Origin of the sequence: Paenibacillus sp. FSL L8-0333 (genome assembly GCF_037965665.1) — a bacterium.
In the GTDB taxonomy this organism is placed as follows: Bacteria; Bacillota; Bacilli; order Paenibacillales; family Paenibacillaceae; genus Paenibacillus_AQ; species Paenibacillus_AQ odorifer.
In genome coordinates this window covers 4,297,053-4,316,210 of record NZ_CP150186.1, presented here as the reverse complement: position 1 = coordinate 4,316,210, position 19,158 = coordinate 4,297,053, and the positions used below count along the sequence as shown (strand labels likewise).

Here is a 19,158-nt window from a genome sequence, read left to right as displayed (position 1 = left end):
CAAAATGAAGGGAAAATAATGTATGAGCAATCTTTTCCGATTCATTCCTATTAGCCAGCTAGCAGATAAATTTCCCGAAGGATCTTGGTGGGCGAAGTTTTACCAAGATTTTAGTGACGAGCAACTTGCCGCTTACTATGAAGGGGATTTGACGCTGCCTTCTCTTAATCTAGATTGGGAGCAACCTTTCCCGCAACAAAAAGAGGTAATCATCATTTTTATAGAAGGAAATTTTACTGTAGACAATCTTTATAATAAAGAAACTGATGGCGCCATAGGGCTTATGGTGACCGGTAATTTGAGTGCAAAAAATATAGCTGTAGGAGGTCAGGAAATTTATGTTTCGGGCAACCTGATGATTGAGGAAATATTATGCGGCTCCTACAATCATGGGGAAACGATTGTTAAAGGTGATCTCAGCGCTGCGGTTTTAGTTCAGGATGACGAGTACAGTTTCAAAGTGGACGGCCATAAATCGATCGCCTGCTTAGTAAATGTGTGGGAGGGGGACGGTGTATTTCAGGAGCTTCCGGTGGACATTCATGAGGTGTTGATTGATGAAGTTTTTTTGGATATGGATGAGGATGAGGAGGACTTTTCCTTTGCCACACTGGTGAACGTAATTAAAGAAGGCCGTTCTGCTCTAAAAAAAATAAATGAATCCCCCACTAGCAAGAACGCAGTTCATTTATATTTCACCCATAACACGATCAATGAAGAAAATATATTGAAGTTGACGCAGTGTATTTTAATGCCAAGTGACAAGCCTTCTTTTAATTTTCGCGAGCAAGACGTTTTTTTCAAAGTTCAACTGGAGCATATTGATGCTGACGGGGATGAGCGGGATCTTAGCGTTTATATGAATGATAACCGGCATCACTATTATATTTGGCTGGAGCAAGATCATTCTGTCGGTTTGTTGAAGAGAACCATAGAAGAAGGGTCTGAGTGGGAGGACATTACAGAAGAGACTCAGGAACAACTAGCAGAGATTAGCGATTGCTGGACGATGTTGCTGACCTGCGTTAATATGGCTGAGCTTTATTTACCAAACATTGAGGTACAGTATGTGCAAGACATTTTGCAACACACTGTAATTCAGGAATTAAATTCGGAAGTGGAGGAGAATGGCGGGTTCTGGGACGGCTCCAAATGTTACAGCTTCCGTCAAACGCATACGGACGAGGACGGTGACCTCCTACATGGTCGGATTGAAATCAGGACTCCAGATGAAACGTATTATTTTTATACACTGGACAATGGAACTTATGTTTCCCGGCATTATCAGCCGCCCGATCAATATGGCAAGCAGGACATGCCCTATTTGGATCTTAGGCGCTGGGAAGCATCAGAGCGGTATTTTACAAGATTTAAACAATTTATTACTGAGAAGATAGAGTCAGGTGTGAATAGTTAGATCTTGATATGCTTTAGAGGAAAGGATGATAGAAATGCCAAATGATAGCCAAGCTGGTCCTTCAGCTGGTTCTGTTAGAGAAGTTGGTAGTTATCCTATCAACCTGACAGGTCCACGTAGTCATACTCTTGTCCTTAAGCCCGGTGTGGGCAGTCTATCAATGGGTCCGTCGCAATTGGGGAAAAAGGTTGACCTTCATGTCGTGTCTGATGCGCCTATCGATTGGACCGTATTCGATGTCTTTGCCACACCGGCCGGCTCTCCCTGGCCGAGATTTCTGCATTATACAGGCAGTGATTTAGGCTTCTTTGACTGGGCACAGAAACGTCCCATTGAAGAGATGACATGGACTCCGATCCTGTCTGCAGACACGGTGGCGGACGCCAGTCAGTCCAATTTGCATGGCTTGCATGTCAAGTTGGAACCATCCGGGAGGTCCCTTAGCCTAATACTTCCGAAGCAGCCTTTCCGCCTGAGTGTGTCTGGCGATCTATCACGCTTCTCGGCCACAGGTGATATGCCATCTTCTCTTACACTAGCACCGCGCACCGGCCGACGTAAGAATGATTCCCCTTTTTTGCTGCCCGATATGGGGGAGCTGCACCAGGTAACGAGCTTGACGCTACATAACGCACCGCTGGGACAGCCCATCTCGCTAGAGTGTCTAAACCGGTACCCAAACCTTAAATCACTGAGTTTGTGGGGAAACTTCTGCGATTTGAATCTATTGGCTCATCATACCGAGTTAACGAATCTGGAGCTGCGCTTCATGCCTGATCTGGAGGATTTGCCGACCTTGAACGCGTGGCCGTTGCTTGACAGATTTATCGCCTACAATGTGGAAGAGAGCGCTGGCAAGCATCTAAAAAAGCAAATGAAAACTCGCGCTGAAACCCGTCCTTGGACCGACCATGCTTCAGTGAGCCAATTACGAAAGCCAGAGTGGTGGACGACCGAGTTTGGCCGCCCATTCTCCTCCTGGACTAAACGTCTAGCCAAGCTGGCTAATGAAGCTTACAACGTTGCACAGGTAACCTTGTCCGAGGCCCATAGCTTTGCTGAAGCAGAGGCCGCCATTACCGCTTTCACCGTGCGCTTCAACAATCTTAAGGGCATCGAAACCACCGAACGAGAAGATCTTGGTGAAGCGGTATGGCAACTTAGCCAGTCTGACCACCTGATTGGCCAGCCTATCACAGAGGAGATGGCTCAACGCTGGTTCGATGCAGCGCGCGATTACTAAATGAATTGAAAGTCACACCCCTAGAATAGAAATCGGATTGACCCAGGGGTTTATCCAATGTCTATTCTAAGGGGTGCACTTTACTATACTGGCGGGGTTTTTTTATACGATCATCCCCATTTCTCGGAGTCTATCTTTAATTTTCTTTAAACGAGCTTCTTTTTCGCTGTCTTCAGTTAATACCTCTACAGATGTTTCGTTATACTTCTTAATGATCCTCTTTAAAGTTAATTCTTTCATTTCCTTTTTACTGTGGATGGTAACAGGAGGGACAGTTGTATAGTTTTCTATGGTCTTGGGATCTGCAGAAATTCGTTCTAGTAAACTAAGTAGAAGCACCAGTCTTTGCTGGCCCAACCTCGGAACTTGGTATAGTTTTTTCCATGTGGAATTTAATAGATGATCAAGGTCTGTATATCCCTTTGAGTATAAAGCGTTTATGAGGCCTGTTAAATTTGGACCCCGTTCTTCTTCATGAGCCACAGCAACAATACAAGCAATATTCTTAGAATAAAGATGCGCCGGAAGTGGAAAAAAATGTATTAATGCCGCATTTCCGTCGATGATGTCAATCATGATGATATACCTCCATTAAAATATGTGTTCACTATACATGTTTAGTATTCTGGCAAGGTTGTAAGTCAGTAGGGTGAATTTCCCTGACTTGGTACAATAGATTGATACACTCTGCATTATTAAACCCCAAGCTACTGATCATTTTCTGAACACCAGCAAAACCCATTACATAAGCTCTTAGAATATGTAGCAGATATGATTCGTTGCGCTTCATAATCATTGCTAAGTAATGATATGATATAGGCATCAATTTTGTGGGGTGCACTGATATGGATTTCCGAATCAAAGAACTAGTTAATGCTACACAGCAAACCTATGGATTGGACAACTACTACTTACATACAAATGAAATTTATCGCGAAGTTACGATGCTGGGAGAAACCGACTATTTGCTTAGTATGGAATGGTTTCCTTCTCACATTAAGGAATGGAAGGAGGATTATAATCCGGAAGGAACTGCAGTCATTACGCTTGACTTACTATCCCGCAACTATAAAAGTGTTATTTTTGTTGGAGGGAAATCTTATGCAAATCGAACACCATTCCAAAACATTGAAATAAACGGCGTTATTCAGTGGATGGAAGCTGAAGTAGGGCTTGAATATGGTAAACAATTCTACCTATTGAAGGAAGAAAGAGGAGAATATCATTTTGCCGAATGTATAGACGGTATCCCCATCTCCCCCGGCGGGCGAATGGAATTACGCTTCGATGCGGAAGGTAGGATTATTTTTTATAGTGTATATGGCCAGTTTCCTTCTAGCTCCCTTGTGCACAAAGAGCATTATTCTCTCACGCTTCAAGCGGTAGAGCCACTGGCGAAAAAACAACTACAGCTTATCGAATATCCAGTGTACGAGATGAAGCATCTCCTGCCGATCTATGGGATAGAAGAAATCTACATTACAAATGATGGAACAACCACAATTCCATTTGAGATGATATCAGGTACGAGAGCACGACTGAATATTGATCAAGTAATACATTGGGAGCAAGTGGACACGGAACAGTTCGCAAGGACGGAGATCCGTCTGCAAGAAGTAGTTACAATCGAACAGGCAGTAGCACGTGAGCCGCATCCAGATTCATTTTCAATCACAGACGTAGAACAAGCCCAATGTATAGCCGCAGTCGAAGCTGGTTTAAGCCAGCTCTATCCGGATGAATCCGGACAATGGATTCTGAAGACTTTACATCGGGAAAGAGGACATATTCAAGCGACATTGAGGAGGAATGCGCCAAGTAATCGTATTTTTCAGCGTAAGATCCTCCTGTTTATCGATACGAAAAATTATAAGGTTATAGATTATATGGATAACAAGTTAATGCTCGATACGTTTGATGAGTTCCAGAGCGAAGGGGAAATTGCTGTGAGCCATGACGAAGCTTATGACAAGCTCAGGGGATGGTTCGAATTAACACCCGTCTATGTGTATAATCCTGGGCAGAAGAAGTATGTGCTGTGCGGGAAGCTGGATTGTGATTTTGCAGTGAAGGCTACTAGCGGAGATGTGGTGGAGTTGGGTAGTTTGGATTGATAGTGAAACCAGATTGATTTAGTCAAAAAGATAACTTCCGAAACTCATGTCCAAGAGACATGGGTTTTTCTTTATGTAGTTGGATGCCAAAAATTTAGACTTAATGAAAATAATTGTATAAAAATTTGATTTACTCGCAGAGAAATTCTAGTGTATAGCGTCAAATATAAGTAGACGTTAGAAAAAAAGAAAGTTCCGTTAGGTACAAGTATGAAATGAGAGACAATAACCGTTTTAAGGATGGTGAATGAGTTGGGTTTCAAAATACGTAAAAACACGGTGCAGTCCGTCTGGATGATGTGGGAAAAAGCTTTTGCGTTGCTTTCACATTTTCGCGGATCGCATAAGTCACGCTTTGGAATATGTACCGTGATGCTAAAAAAGCATCGGGGACAGCCTATTGTATGCCAAGACGCCACGGTCATCAATCAGGGAGAGTGGGTGGGAGAACTCCACCTCGACAATGAAAGAATCCTGAAGTTGATCCGGTCCGAAGGATCGGATCGTGCCGCATTGCAAACGGCTCGCATGCTGCGCAAATCAATGCAGCAAATCAACGAAGCCTTCGAATCGCAGTCCGAGTTCAGGCAGGTCAAGGCTTTATTGGGGATTACACTGCTCCATCGGGGATTAACACACGGTCTTGGCTTTGAACAACAAAATATAAAGTCCGGCGTTTTCGAACGCATCACCACCATCTATCTTCGATTGCTGCTGTCTGCCATGCATCCTGAAGGGAGACAAAGAATCAATCGGCGAACAGAGCAACTGGTCCCGATGTTACTGATCCATTCACGCGCCTCACTGAAAAATCGATTCTCACCCGGACAGAACTACTCTGGATAGGACTTAGGCTTGTTATAAGGAGGTGTAATCATACTTACATATCTGATAGGAGGAATACTATGTGCGACTACTCTTTACATGTTTATTCCAAGTTTGATTACGCGAGTGAGCGGCTTTGGTGTCTTTCGCAAAGGAACGGTAGAAAAACAGGTGGCATTCACTTTTGATGATGGGCCACATCCGAAATATACGCCGGAATTGCTGGATTTATTGAAGTTACATCAAGTGAAGGCTACTTTTTTCGTGCTTGGAGCGCGAGCGGAGCAGTATCCAGATCTGATCAGAAGAATGGATCGGGAAGGCCATCAGATTGGCATCCATAATTACTGCCATACCTCTAATTGGCTGATGCTGCCCAGTACTATTAGGCGAGAACACCTGGAACGCTCCGCTGATATTATAGAGTCTATTGTCGGAATCAGACCCAATCATTACCGTCCACCCTGGGGATTAATCAATCTATTTGATTTTTTTCGGCACAAGCAGTATCGAATTGTTCTATGGTCGCTGAAGGCGAGTGACTGGAACATCCGGGCCTGTCAAACCCGGATGCAGGCCATTCTATTAGGTGGAATCACCGATGGCTCCGTTGTTTTACTTCACGATAGCGGAGAGACTGCGGGCGCGGACCGGCATGCTCCTTATTTTATGCTGCAAGCTTTAGAAGAAGTGCTGAACCAACTACAGGCAAGAAACCTGCAATTTGTCCGGCTTGATGAAATGTCTTGACGTTGCTATTTAGACTTAAATTGTTTGCGGAAGCAGAGCGGCGAGATGCCCATTATTAATTTGAAGGTTCGTCCAAAATGGGAGGTGTTATCAAACCCAACCATTCCCGCAATTTCAGTAACATTAAACGAAGAGCCAACCAGCAAATCACGCGCTTTTTTGATGCGGATATTATTGATATATTCAATGAAGCTGAACCCGGTGGATTCTTTAAAAGTTCGGCAAAGGTAGGAGGAGCTTATGTCGAATTGCCGTGAAATCTCACAGAGCTTAAGCGGTTCCATATAATGTTGATTTACATAATTAACGATGTCCAGGACTTTCTTATGTGTACGATTGGATTCTACAAATGAAGCTACGCGGCTGTCAAATAGTTTACGATTAAGATAGAGGAGCAGCTCCACCAATAATATTTGTTGGTACTGTTCATATCCGCGGGCTTGCTTCTTCCCCTCCTGGATCATTTTCTGAAAAAGCTGTTCGATGAAATATTGATCCATCCCGGTCATCTTCAAAGCGCGGTAATCACTTTTGAACAATTCGAGCAGTTCCTCACATTGACTGCCGGTGCAGAAATGCTGCAGGAATTCTTTTTTAAACAGGAGTGTTACCCGCTCATACATATTGCAGCCTGAATTGACCAGTTTGTGCATTTCGTGAATATCCATAAATAGCAGCGTTCCGCCCGCAACCTGATAGGTTCTGTCCCCTATAAAATAATAAAAATCCCCGGATATTAAATACAGAATCTCATATGCATCATGATAGTGTCTTGCAGGCATGCTGGTGTATACCTGTTTCTTGCGGCTGATGTCAAAAAGAGTAGACTCATAAAATACCGGCTTCATTCAGCACCTCCTAAGAGGATTGTAGACTTAATCTATGGTTTGTAGCAACATATGTATAAAAATTAATAAATACAAGAAAATACGTGCTGTTTGGACAAACTTTTTGAGATAAGCTTGAACTGAATTACCAAGTGTTGGTAAAAGGAGGGCTGTCATGCTCAGATGGGTTGGGGATAAGGTTCACTGCTGCTAAAAGTTAAAGCGCTTAAACTATTCAATTAAAGGAGAGATTGCGGTGCTAAATTCAACGAAGAGTAAGGTTTCCAAGAAGATGAAATTTTCATTGTTGATCGTGCTCAGTTTTTCAATGATTTTTTCTTATGGCTGTCTGTCCAAAACATCTCAACAGAAAAGTTATGCGGCAGGGAACCCTGATTCTAATTTCTCACCGGCAACACTTCAATTCTTGCGTGACAACACAGGACTGGATGGTGAGCAGTGGAACAATATTATGATGCTTGTCAACAAACCGGAGCAGGACGATCTGAACTGGATCGATTTTTACGGATATTGTGAAGATATTGATGATGACCGCGGGTATACGATTGGAATATTTGGTGCAACTACAGGCGGCTCAAATGATACCGGTCCTGACGGTCCGGATCTGTTCAAGGCATATGACGCTGCTAAAGGCGCGAGTAATCCTTCTGTTAAAGGTGCATTGGCCCGGATCGGTGTTAAGGGTTCGATGAAAGGGAAGATCCTCGAGATCAATGAAAGCGAAGAGAGCTTCTGTAGAAAAATCGGCAATTTGCAAGATGATCCCGAGTGGAGAGAGGCTATGTGGAAAACGTTCTACAATATCTATATTAAATACAGTGTGGAGCAGGCCCGCAAACGCGGCTTTAACTCGGCATTAACTATTGGTTCCTTCGTGGATGCAGCGCTGAACCATGGAGCTACCGGCGGCTCCGAGACACTCCAAGGGCTTTTGGGTAAATCCGGAAGCAGCACGGATGAGAAGACTTTCATGACCAAATTTTATAAAGAACGGACCAAGATTGTGGATACTAATGAGTACAACTCTCCGCCTAACGGCAAGAACCGTGTGAAGCAGTGGAGTAATTTGCTGAACATGGGAGAGACAGACCTGAAAGGTGCAGATTCGGCAATTCTTCAAGTCACCGACTGGGAACTCCAATAACAGGAATGTAAGGGCAGTAGAACCACCGTTCTTCTCGGTGACTGCGGTTCGATGATAAGTGAGATTAAGGAAGAGGGAGATGGGCTGAATGGATAACAACCAATCTTATCTCAAAAATAGATTTTACAAGGTAATCAGTCTAATGGTTATAGGTTTGCTGCTTGCCATGGAGTTGACCGGGTTTGTCTCAGCAGGAAGAGAGGGAAATGAGGAAGATCTTGCAAGCGAAGCAACTGCAGTTCAGGAAACGATTGCCCAGTGGATTTTTAAAGACAAAGGCGAGAACGGTGTATTTCCGGCTACAGGCGGGGTATATCAGACGGCTTCATCCATTCGTGATGTAGGAACTAATACGAATGCGTACACCTATGAGTCAGGTGAGAACAGCGTACGCAACCAGGGGTGGCATGAAGGAACGGGCCTGAAATACTGGCTTGCCACGCTTTCTACCAAAGGTTTCGAAGGTATCTTCCTCTCTTCACAGCAAACTTCTTCAAGTACAGGACCCAGGGATTTTAAGGTGCAATACAGTATAGATCAACAGGAATGGACAGATGTTACGGGCGGCAACCTTGTTTTAGCCCAGAACAATTTTAATTGTTCCAATAATTCCTGCAAATTAACTAACCTCGCTTTGCCTGCGGGAACAAACAATCAAGATGTACTCTATATCCGCTGGGTGGTAAACTCTGCGAAAAGTGTAAGCGGGGGAACGGTGTCCAGCTCAGGCTCAAGCAGAATCAAAGATGTGATAATTAAAGGAACACGCAGCAGCGGCGAACCTGGGGACACTCCCACACTTGAGGTAAGCAAAACTCCCGCTTCAGGGGCTGCAGATGTTTCCCTTAACGCAGAGATCACAGTGAAGTTTAACAAAGCGATCAGTCTCGACAGTGGTTATCAAGTTGTAATCACGGAAAACAATCTCCCTCTTAATAACATTTCTGCTTCGCTCCTCGGTCAAGACACAGTCAGAGTCAGCCACCCTAATTTTACTGCCGGCAAAACTTACAACGTGACCGTCCCTAAAGAGCTTGTTAAGGGGACTGCGGATGGCCGGACACCTGAGAACGATATTACCTGGAGCTTTAAGACAAAGTCTCCGGATACCGGCATCAAAACACCAACGCTGCTGAACATGACTTTTAACGGGGACCCAAAGACAAGTATCGCCTTTGACTGGTATACAGCCGAAACCGTCAGAGGTACAGTAGTGCAAGTAGTGGAGGCCTCCAATGCGGGAGGAAGCGAGTTTCCGGAACAACTGGCAGCTTCTTATGAGGGCAGCTCAACAGTTATTGAAACCTTAATGATATCAGGAGACAGAAGTTCTAAAAAGTATAAAAAGTTCGCCAGCCACAAGGTTATTGCAAGCGGTCTTAAGCCTGGAACCCAATATATCTACCGGGCCGGTAACGGTGATGCGGACGGCTGGAGCGAGGCGGGTTCTTTTACCACGGACAAGGCGGATAATCAGGATTTCCATTTCCTCTATGTAACCGACACCCAAGGCTCAAGTAAATCGAATTTTGATCTGTGGCAGGATACTTTTAAGAGAGCTATTGAGAAAACGGTAGATCCCAAGTTTGTTCTTCTTACAGGGGATCTAACGGATGACGGTGATCTGGAGCAGCTGTGGCAGTGGTTCTTGGGTGTGCCGAAAAAGGAATTTGCCAATGTGCCATTTGCACCGATTATCGGCAACCATGAGATAGAAGATTATCCGAATAACAACTTCTATAACCATTTTAATCTTCCGAAAGATGTCGGGACGGGTGCTCATGACGGTTCGGTATATGCTTTCGAATACGGCGATGCCCTGTTTATGCAGATCAATTCCCAGTACGAAGGGGAGGTCAAGCCATACAAAGCGGATATTCAGTTCACCAAACAATTGGAATGGATGCGGAATCAGGTGGCAAAGACCGATAAAAAGTGGAAATTCGTCTCGATGCATAAGGGAGCGTATTCTTCAGGGGATAATGCTTCGGCAGAAAGCGACCGGGTAGAATTTTACCGGAAATATCTGATTCCTGTATTTGATGAGCTGGGTGTGGACATGGTTTTTGAAGGTCATGATCATATGTATATGAGGTCTTTTCAAATGCTGAACAACGTTCCGATTAAGAATGTCATTACCGATGAGCAAGGAAATGTGCTGAATCCCAAAGGGACCGTATATCTAATGGGCAACTCGGCAGCTTCGAAATTCTATGCTATTAATCCAGATGCAGACACTTTTTTTGCAGCAAAAAACGATCAGCCCAACAAGAAAATGTTCGTGGATGTTTCCATTACAAGCGACGTGCTGAAATTCACATCCTACACAGCAGTTAAAGATAAACCCCTTGCCGTCTATGATGCTTACAGTATTAAACGGACTGATGTCAAACCCGGCATTGTCCAAAATCCAAGCGCAGTAAGACAGTCAGGGAACCGTGCAGTTCTTTCTTGGAAAGCGCCAGCAAATAGTTCTGAGCCGGTGCGAGGTTACCGGATTTACGAGAAAAATGATAAAGTCAGCACAAACTGGAGCGTGTATGTACCGACGGTAAGCGGTCAGACGAGTTACAGCTATACATTAAACGGCATAGATTCTGCTAAAGCCTACAATTTCGTTATTAAAGCAGTGGGGACAAGAAATAACTCGCTTCCAGCAGAGGCAGGAATACAATGAAAGGATAGAGGAGGCGTTGACGGAGCTTAGGCATCCTTTAACGCCTTTTTTTAGTTGTTGAAGCTGTCCATTCCTCCTACGGTAACTCCTCAGAAAGATAGCCTCACTTTTTACCAGATCATGATTCATTGCGCATTGGCGTGACTTTTGTTCCTTTTAACGGCATAACCTCTGCATTGGTACCTTCAAAATATAACGGCAGTCCTTCTGCCAGGATAGTCAAGAGGGTTTGGGTTGGGTCCTACGAAACCTAGAATGGGGATGATAAATTTAAGTGCCATCCATTCATAGACACCAGGTAAGCCGTGAATCAAAAATACGCAGATCCATGACAGTAAAGCTGCAGCCAAAATTGTACTACCTAAATACCCGAATGCTTGAATTATTCTTTTCATATTCGCACCTAACGTATAAGAAAGTGTCTAATAGTTAGAAGAATATAACTGTAAAAATCACTTCAATTGCTAACATATCCGAGGCTCGATACGGTTATTTGGATAATACCACCTTAGGGAAATCTGAAAAACAAACATTTGTACAACTGTATTTGTCTTGTACCGTTCTTTGAAGTTAGTAATAAACTATATCAATCTCAGAAAAGGAGTTGATTTAGTTGGCTAACAGTGATATACGTCTTACTCTTTGGTCGGGTACTAATTTTACCAATCGTCGGATTCGATTCAGACGTGGAGGAGTTGCGGTTCGTGATCTTGGAGCGTTTCGGTTTAACAACGTTCTCTCGAGTTTCCGTCTCAGAAATGTTGTGGAAAGCTCTCAAGTAACGCTTGTGCTTTTTTCGCGAATTAACTTTCAGGGATCGTTCCGTGTGTTCCGTGGCAGCCAAAACGTAGCGAACTTGAATAATTTTAACTTTAACAATGTCACATCTTCGTTGATATTGGTAGGACGTATCCTTACAAGCTCCGAAATTTCCCAAATTCAAAGTACCGGTAGAGCGCCTCGAGATGTCCTCGTAATAAGACAATAATAATGCAAAGGGGGCCCCTAGGGCGCCCCTTTTTTACAAATATCAGTAGCACAGGTCAAGACAAAATATGCATAGAATTTAATATAAAATAAGAGAATAGGTGCTGCTCCCGCAAACAATCCTCCTTTAAACTAGTAACGTACTTAACAAAATCTGCTAGAGGAGGATTCAAATGCGCAAAAAGGTTATCGGGAGAATTTGCAGTACAGTTATGATTTGCAGTCTGCTTGCAGCAGGCAACGGAACGACCTACGCCGATGGCGCCAATAACTCTGATGCTCCTACCAACAAATCGGTCAAAAACGTAATCCTGTTTATTACGGATGGGATGAGCTTATCCGATGTGAACTTGGCCAGATGGTATCAGGGAGGGCAGGCGCTTGCGATGGATAAGTATTTCAGCGGGCTGGTGAGAACATATTCTACGGATTCACTGACCACAGATTCCGCTGCGGGAGCTACGGCTTATGCTACAGGCCATAAGGTTAAGAGTGAGACGGTATCCATACTTCCAGACCGAATAACGATGCCTTTCATAAGCGCAGTTAAGCCAGAGGACGTGAACAAACCTCTGCCTACCCTTATGGATGCAGCGAGAATGGCAGGGAAAAGTACAGGAACGGTATTCACTTGTGAATTAACGGATGCGACGCCGGCTACATTTTTAAGTCATGCATACACGCGTGACAATGCGCAGTCTATTGCAGAACAGATGGTCTATAGTGGTGTAGATGTTCTACTTGGGGGTGGTTCCGGGTATTTGGTACCCGGCAAAGAAGACATTAACCGCAAGGACGGAGAAGATTTAACCAAAGTTCTGAAATCAAATGGGTATGAATACGTAACGGATAAAGCAGGGTTAATGAATTCTAAAACGAATAAAATCTGGGGTCTCTTCAACCCCGAAGCACTGGATGCTGATTTTGACCTGAACCCGCAAAAGCAACCGAGCCTTGCTGAAATGACCAAAGTAGCGATAGAGAAGTTGTCGCAGAACGAGAACGGTTTTATTCTGATGGTCGAAGCAAGCCAGATTGACTGGTATGGTCATGATAACGATCCAGTGGGGATTATGAGTGAGACCTTAGCGTTTGATAAAGCTTTCAAAGCCGCTGTTGACTTTGCAGAAAAAGACGGGAATACAGCAGTCTTATCGGTTTCGGATCATGCTACCGGCGGGCTCAATATGACGAACTATGATTCTACCAAAGACCTAATCTCCGTGCTGAAGAAAGCGAAGCATACCAGTTATTACATTGAAGGCAGTATTAATGAGAGCAATTTCAAAAAGGTACTTGCAGATCATTATGGACTTAGTGATCTAACCAAAGAAGAAGCGGATCAAGTCAGATTGGGAATGCAGGATAACCTTTCGCCGGTCATCGGTAAAATTTTGGGGGATAAAATAGGTGTAACCTTCTCTACGGATGATCACACATCGGAAGAAGTTGGATTGTTCGCCTACCATCCGGCTAATTTTAAACCGACCGATTTCATGAACAGCGGTGTAATCCAGAATACGGATGTGAATAAGTATATTCAAGAAGTGACCGGACTCAATCTGGCGCAGCTTCAGGATACACTGTACGTATCCAGTGATAAATTCAAGGCCAAAGGAGCTACGATTACCCTAGATAAGACCGATAAGACTAATCCGGTGGTTGTAGTGAAAAAAGCAGGCCAAGTTCTCAAGCTGCCTATAGATAAAAATATCGCCATTCAGGATGGCAAAACAACGAAACTAAATGTGCTGACAGTAATGATTAAAGATAAAGTGTGGATTTCGCAGGATGCTTTGGACTTAATTCTCTAATTCTTAAAGTTCATGTTGTGATCTGTCGCCTAAAAGTTAAAGCGCTTAAACTTGAGAACCCCTTTTTAAAAGGGGTTTTTGGGTTGAGATAGGAAATTTCAACTTGAATTGAGACGAGGAAAGCGAAGCTTTTATCGTTTGATTGCAGGCTTTGTTCCATAGGTCATCAAGCGCCAAACCTTTTCTAAGGGTCCCATGGAAAAGAACTTGAACCAGATGGTACTAAAAATGATTTGAATAAAATAAATCAGAACTGCGATGTAGAGAATATCTTTCGGTGAAACGACTTCGAGACCTATCATTGAAATGATTGCCGTCCCTATAATGCTTTGTGCTACATAATTTGTAAACGCCATTTGACCCACCCGTGATATGGGTTTCAGGAATTTCACCATTTGTTTATTTTCTAATAGTAGAAATAATGTTGTTAAGTAGAACAAAGTGGTTGGGAGAGATCCTAAGCCCGTAACTGAATCTACATTGCTGCTCCCACTTTGAGAAGCGTTCCAAATCCATAGTGAAAAACCAATGAACAACAGAAATGATACCATTTGAATTCCTCTAATTGGTTTAGACAATTCTTGTATGTGTGTCAGCCAACCTGACTTTGCGGTTAAAAAACCAGCTAAAAACATAATAAAGATTTGTATAGCATCATTAGAAAAAATATCAAGGATAGATGATATAACCCCTAGAGTGGGTAGAAATATTTTTGCCACCAAGGAAATGATGTAAATGGATGTCATACCTATCAGCCATTTTTTAAGTGTAGAAACCGTTGAGTGATAAAAAGGGATCAGAAACAATCCGATAATGGCGTATGCGGGCAGAATGGTTCCCCAAAAGATAAATACATGAATGATTCCCAGCAGCAAAAGGATTAGTAAACGTCTAGCCATACGCCATCTGGGTTTATCTCCCCGGCTTTCGGCTCTTGAGGCGAAAATGTATAGACCTACACCAAATAGAAAGGAAAAAATAGAAAAGAACTTTTTTTGTACGAAGATGATTATCAAGCTATGGATGATTCCATTAATGCCACTATAGTCTGGTAAGGGATCTCCTTCCATAATAACTTTAAAGGCTCCAACATTTATAAGCAGAATGCCGAAAAGAGCAAGTCCGCGAATGATGTCGAGTGAAATGATTCTTTCTTTTTGCGAAATGGAGGGATTCATTAATAGTGCTCCTTTGAAAATATTTTTATTTGCTTAGGAGTTAGTATAAGTTGCGAACCTTACATTAAATTGATGCCAACATTACAGGATCCTTAAATTTGATAAAATGTTCCAACTCCAGTTGAATTAGAATCAGTTTTATGGTTAATATGAATACTAAATCATTTTGGGGTGTGAACTAGAAATGTCAGCATATACTCAACCGATCTTTGTGGCAGCGATCTTTTTTGTGGTTTTAGCATTTGCCTTATTTATCCCATGGCTCATTTATACCTATAGAAAATATAATTACCTTCCCTTTTCTACCACGTTAATTTCGTTTTCGTTTATCTTTTACTTTCTAGCAGCGTTATTTTTAGTATTGTTGCCGTTGCCGGAAATACGTAATACTTGTTCTCTTCAAAAACCGGGCACACAACATTATTCACTTATGCCATTTCAATTTATAGTGGGCACCTTTGGCAATAGTGGCATCGTGTTATCACAGCCAGCTACTTATAGACTGTTATTTAGCCAACCCTCATTCTATCAAGCTTTTTTTAATTTCTTGCTATTATTACCTTTTGGTGTTTATCTGCGTTACTTTTTTCATGATAAAAAATATTGGAAGAAAGCTCTAGGCTTCACGTTCCTATTAACTTTATTTTATGAGATAACACAGGTAACCGGTATTTACGGGATTTATAATTGCCCTTATCGTATTTTTGATGTGGATGATTTATTGTTAAATACTTCTGGCGGAGTACTGGGGTTCTTTATTGCTCCAGCCGTGTTGGCGTTATTCCCATCAAAAAAGAAAATTAAGGAGAAAGCAGAAAGATTATTAGCTCTTGATGAAGTAAGAGGGATGTCTGTGTTACTGGCTGTTATTATTGATCTATTTATCAGCAACCTAGTAGTTAAAGTTGTGTTGAGTATGACCAACGTTAATATGGTTAGTGAATTTATTGCGAGCACAATTACACTTTCTGTAACCTTTTTTATTATTCCGATAATTTGGAATGGATCGACAATCGGTACGAAAATAATGCGTTATCGCTATGACAGTAAAATAAGTCGAGTGGAAACTAACAAGCGATTATTTAAACGCTTTGGTGCCATTTACGCGATGTACTTCATAACAGTCATTGCGAATATTTTGAATAATGTGGAACTATCAATGGATTCTCCATTTTATAAGGCATCTATATTCTTAACGCTAGGTGCTGGATTGACCTCCATTATTTTAACGATCGTGTTGTTCATCCATATTGTCTTAGTCGTGTTTGGCAAACAAAAACGCCGCTTTTACTTTGATGAAGCTTCTGATTTATATACAACCAGAAAAAAATGAATGCTATTCAATAGCAAAGGGATACTCCGTAGTCTTAAATGGCTACAGGGTATCCCTTTTTTTGTAGATTTAAGCTTGTTGTAAGGTTGGCATGAATTTGCTGTAAGGTTCGGTGCCTATAGTATAAGTATCAGCAAATTATGAGGTGAAATGAATGGAACCATTATTAAAAGTAGAAAACGTAAAAAAAGTGTACGGGAAGTTAAGTGCTGCTTACACAGCGTTGGAAAACGTGTCTTTTGACATTCATGAAGGTGAGTTTGTAGGGATTATGGGACCTTCCGGAGCGGGAAAATCAACCTTGCTAAATTTGTTAGCAACCATAGATTCTCCAACAGAAGGAAAGATATATATGAAGAACAAGAGTATTCATGATCTGAAGGAAGCAGCTTTGTCAGACTTCCGGCGTGAACATCTCGGGTTCATCTTTCAAGATTACAATTTACTCGATTCCTTGACGGTAAAGGAGAACATATTGCTTCCCCTGGCGATTGCTAAAATTCCAGCGAAGAAAATTAATCACCTCGTGACTCAGATCTCTAAAGTATTTGGGATTGAAGATTTACTGGGGAAATATCCTTACCAAATCTCTGGGGGTCAAAAGCAAAGAACCGCTGCGGCTAGAGCGCTCGTGACAGAGCCAGCACTGATTTTGGCTGATGAACCAACAGGTGCACTTGACTCTAAATCAGCAACAGATTTATTGGAAAGCTTAAGTACTTTAAATGAAAATAACAATTCGACCATTATGATGGTAACCCATGATGCCTTTGCCGCAAGCTTCTGCCGCCGGATTATTTTCATCAAAGATGGTTCGTTTTCAACAGAAATCTATCGTTGTGATCAGACACGCAAAGCCTTCTTCCAAGAGATCTTAGATGTTCATGCGGCCATTGGGGGTGAGGTAGATGACGTTATTTAGTCTAGCAAGAAAAAATATAGCCAGAAATTTCTCGCAATATTTTTTATACATTGCATCGATGGTGTTTAGTATCATCATTTACTTTACATTTGTGACCTTAAAATATAGTGATACGATAGCAGAACAGACGGCTTCATCCCAAAAACTGGGTTCCCTAATGAGTGGCGCGGCAGTCATTCTTATCTTTTTCGTGTTCATATTTATAGCTTATTCCAATTCATTTTTTATGAAAAAACGTAAAAAAGAAGTCGCACTGTATGCGTTGCTGGGGGTACGTAATCGTCAAATAGGTTTTATGCTCTTTTTTGAAAATTTGTTATTAGGATTATTCTCTTTAATAGTAGGGATTGTATTTGGCTTCCTCTGTTCAAAAGGATTTATGACGATTTTGATTCATTTAATGGGTTATGACGTTGTAGCACCCTTTACATTTTCAATGGCGGCAGCGATGAACACGGCTATCGTATTTCTAGTTATATTCTTAGTGACATCATTTCAAGGCTACCGCTTGATCTATCAATTTAAGCTGATTGATTTATTTCATGCTTCCAAAAAGGGAGAAGTGGCGCCTAAACCATCTATGATAGTAGCTGTTCTTGGAGTGTTACTTATTGTCTTGGGCTATTGGCTTGCAATGCAGGACCTTTTCACTTCTAAGGTATGGGCAAAAATCGGATTTCTCATGACCGTATTAATTATTTTAACAACGGTAATTGTGGGTACATTTTTATTGTTCCACAGTGTGACTGGCTTTGTGTTAGCAATGATTAAGAAAAATGAAAAGTGGCTGTGGAAAGGCCTTCATGTAATAACCATATCGCAGCTGCTCTATCGTATCCGTGGGAATGCACGTACATTAACTGTGATTGCTGTGTTGAGTGCTACAACAGTAACTGCCGGTGGAGCGGTCTATAGCCTGTATTACAATACGAATGACTCGGCAAAAACGATTAATCCGAATACCTTTATGTATCAATCAACAGATGCAGAAATGGATAAACAAGTAAATGCTGTACTGCCAGCTACAAAATATGATGAAAATATCGATGCGCTATCCATTACGTTTCATACAAAAGAATTAAACGCGCCATCCTCGTTCGATAGCTCTGATAAAAGAGGGTATACAGTTATCGATGAAAAAACATACAACAACTTAGCAAATGTACAACATAAAGAAAAATTAAATGTAAAGGATGGCTACGCGGTTATTTTAGATATCGGATATGACAAAAGGTTCTCACCTATGTATACAGGAAAAACTATAACAACAGGCAACGGCCATCCACTCATATTCCAAAGCTTTAAAACACAAACCGTATTGAATGCAGGCACAGCAGGTATAACAGTTGTAGTCTCGGATGAACAGTATAAAGTATTACGGAATGATGGAGAAGTGCTACGCTATCGTGTTCTTGGGGTAGAGGATGCCTCTGTGGATTTATCTGCAAAAATTGCAAACCAATTGCCTGAAGAAGCGCCATTTTCTAGTAGGCCTCAAGATTACCAAACAAGCTTGGAAAGTGTGGGTTCTCTACTTTTTATAGGCAGTTTCCTTGGGCTCGTATTTCTGGCTGCAACAGGCAGTATCATTTACTTTAAAGTTTTAACAGAGGCAGAAGAGGATAAAGCACAGTACAATATGCTGCATAAAATGGGTGTCAGTGCAAAAGAAATGCAGAAATCCATTGCGTCACAGGTATTCGTTATCTTTGTTGTACCGCTTATAGTAGGGTTATTGCATAGTGTAGTGGCTTTAAAAGCATTCTCTAGTCTACTGATGATAGATTTAGCAAAGCCAGTGTTGCTCTGGATGATTGCTTATACCGTAATTTACGGGTTGTATTATTTCTTAACCGTAGCTTCATACAATCGTATTATCACACTAAATAATAGAACAGAAGGATGA

The 19,158-nt window shown here is 42.0% G+C and carries 14 protein-coding genes; 11 read left to right on the top strand and 3 right to left on the bottom strand.

What is annotated here, in order from left to right:
- The first annotated feature begins 22 nt into the window (after positions 1-22).
- Both NYE72_RS19260 and NYE72_RS19255 read left to right on the top strand, forming a co-directional pair.
- On the top strand, positions 23-1,417 hold the full coding sequence (locus NYE72_RS19260; RefSeq protein WP_076104950.1) for a hypothetical protein: 1,395 nt from the start codon (positions 23-25) through the stop codon (positions 1,415-1,417).
- A 34-nt stretch (positions 1,418-1,451) separates the two neighbouring features.
- On the top strand, positions 1,452-2,660 hold the full coding sequence (locus NYE72_RS19255) for a hypothetical protein (protein WP_339210259.1): 1,209 nt from the start codon (positions 1,452-1,454) through the stop codon (positions 2,658-2,660).
- A gap of 102 nt (positions 2,661-2,762) precedes the next feature.
- Here NYE72_RS19255 and NYE72_RS19250 read toward each other — a convergent pair whose 3' ends face one another.
- A complete protein-coding gene (locus NYE72_RS19250; protein ID WP_038572090.1) occupies positions 2,763-3,236 on the bottom strand; it encodes a hypothetical protein in 474 nt (157 codons plus the stop codon).
- A 269-nt stretch (positions 3,237-3,505) separates the two neighbouring features.
- Between NYE72_RS19250 and NYE72_RS19245 the strand changes: the two genes are divergently transcribed.
- The 3 genes from NYE72_RS19245 to NYE72_RS19235 all read left to right on the top strand — a co-directional run bounded on the left by NYE72_RS19245 (position 3,506) and on the right by NYE72_RS19235 (position 6,349).
- Positions 3,506-4,774, top strand: a complete 1,269-nt coding sequence (locus tag NYE72_RS19245; RefSeq protein ID WP_038572089.1) for a hypothetical protein — start codon at positions 3,506-3,508, stop codon at positions 4,772-4,774.
- A 294-nt stretch (positions 4,775-5,068) separates the two neighbouring features.
- The gene (locus NYE72_RS19240) at positions 5,069-5,620 is read left to right on the top strand and encodes a hypothetical protein (protein WP_060623267.1); all 552 of its coding nucleotides are present in this window, start codon (positions 5,069-5,071) and stop codon (positions 5,618-5,620) included.
- 78 nt (positions 5,621-5,698) lie between these two features.
- Complete coding sequence (locus NYE72_RS19235; protein ID WP_175617280.1) at positions 5,699-6,349, top strand: polysaccharide deacetylase family protein; 651 nt, start codon at positions 5,699-5,701, stop codon at positions 6,347-6,349.
- Positions 6,350-6,354: 5 nt separating this feature from the next.
- On the opposite strand, the gene NYE72_RS19230 is transcribed toward NYE72_RS19235, so the two are convergent.
- On the bottom strand, positions 6,355-7,197 hold the full coding sequence (locus tag NYE72_RS19230) for an AraC family transcriptional regulator (protein WP_076297647.1): 843 nt from the start codon (positions 7,195-7,197) through the stop codon (positions 6,355-6,357).
- A gap of 235 nt (positions 7,198-7,432) precedes the next feature.
- Between NYE72_RS19230 and NYE72_RS19225 the strand changes: the two genes are divergently transcribed.
- The 3 genes from NYE72_RS19225 to NYE72_RS19215 all read left to right on the top strand — a co-directional run bounded on the left by NYE72_RS19225 (position 7,433) and on the right by NYE72_RS19215 (position 13,819).
- Positions 7,433-8,341: a chitosanase gene (locus NYE72_RS19225; protein ID WP_235219566.1), complete on the top strand. Its 909-nt coding sequence runs from the start codon at positions 7,433-7,435 to the stop codon at positions 8,339-8,341.
- 88 nt (positions 8,342-8,429) lie between these two features.
- Positions 8,430-11,018, top strand: a complete 2,589-nt coding sequence (locus NYE72_RS19220) for a metallophosphoesterase (protein WP_339210257.1) — start codon at positions 8,430-8,432, stop codon at positions 11,016-11,018.
- A gap of 1,160 nt (positions 11,019-12,178) precedes the next feature.
- Positions 12,179-13,819, top strand: a complete 1,641-nt coding sequence (locus tag NYE72_RS19215) for an alkaline phosphatase (protein ID WP_076143784.1) — start codon at positions 12,179-12,181, stop codon at positions 13,817-13,819.
- Between the two features lie 131 nt (positions 13,820-13,950).
- On the opposite strand, the gene NYE72_RS19210 is transcribed toward NYE72_RS19215, so the two are convergent.
- Positions 13,951-14,997: a DUF418 domain-containing protein gene (locus tag NYE72_RS19210; RefSeq protein WP_339210255.1), complete on the bottom strand. Its 1,047-nt coding sequence runs from the start codon at positions 14,995-14,997 to the stop codon at positions 13,951-13,953.
- Positions 14,998-15,181: 184 nt separating this feature from the next.
- On the opposite strand from NYE72_RS19210, the gene NYE72_RS19205 reads away from it, so the two are divergent.
- The 3 genes from NYE72_RS19205 to NYE72_RS19195 all read left to right on the top strand — a co-directional run bounded on the left by NYE72_RS19205 (position 15,182) and on the right by NYE72_RS19195 (position 19,158).
- The gene (locus tag NYE72_RS19205) at positions 15,182-16,330 is read left to right on the top strand and encodes a VanZ family protein (protein ID WP_076104943.1); all 1,149 of its coding nucleotides are present in this window, start codon (positions 15,182-15,184) and stop codon (positions 16,328-16,330) included.
- A 154-nt stretch (positions 16,331-16,484) separates the two neighbouring features.
- On the top strand, positions 16,485-17,252 hold the full coding sequence (locus NYE72_RS19200; protein ID WP_339210253.1) for an ABC transporter ATP-binding protein: 768 nt from the start codon (positions 16,485-16,487) through the stop codon (positions 17,250-17,252).
- Positions 17,239-19,158, top strand: a complete 1,920-nt coding sequence (locus tag NYE72_RS19195; RefSeq protein ID WP_339210252.1) for an ABC transporter permease — start codon at positions 17,239-17,241, stop codon at positions 19,156-19,158. The genes NYE72_RS19200 and NYE72_RS19195 overlap by 14 nt, the downstream gene beginning before the upstream one ends.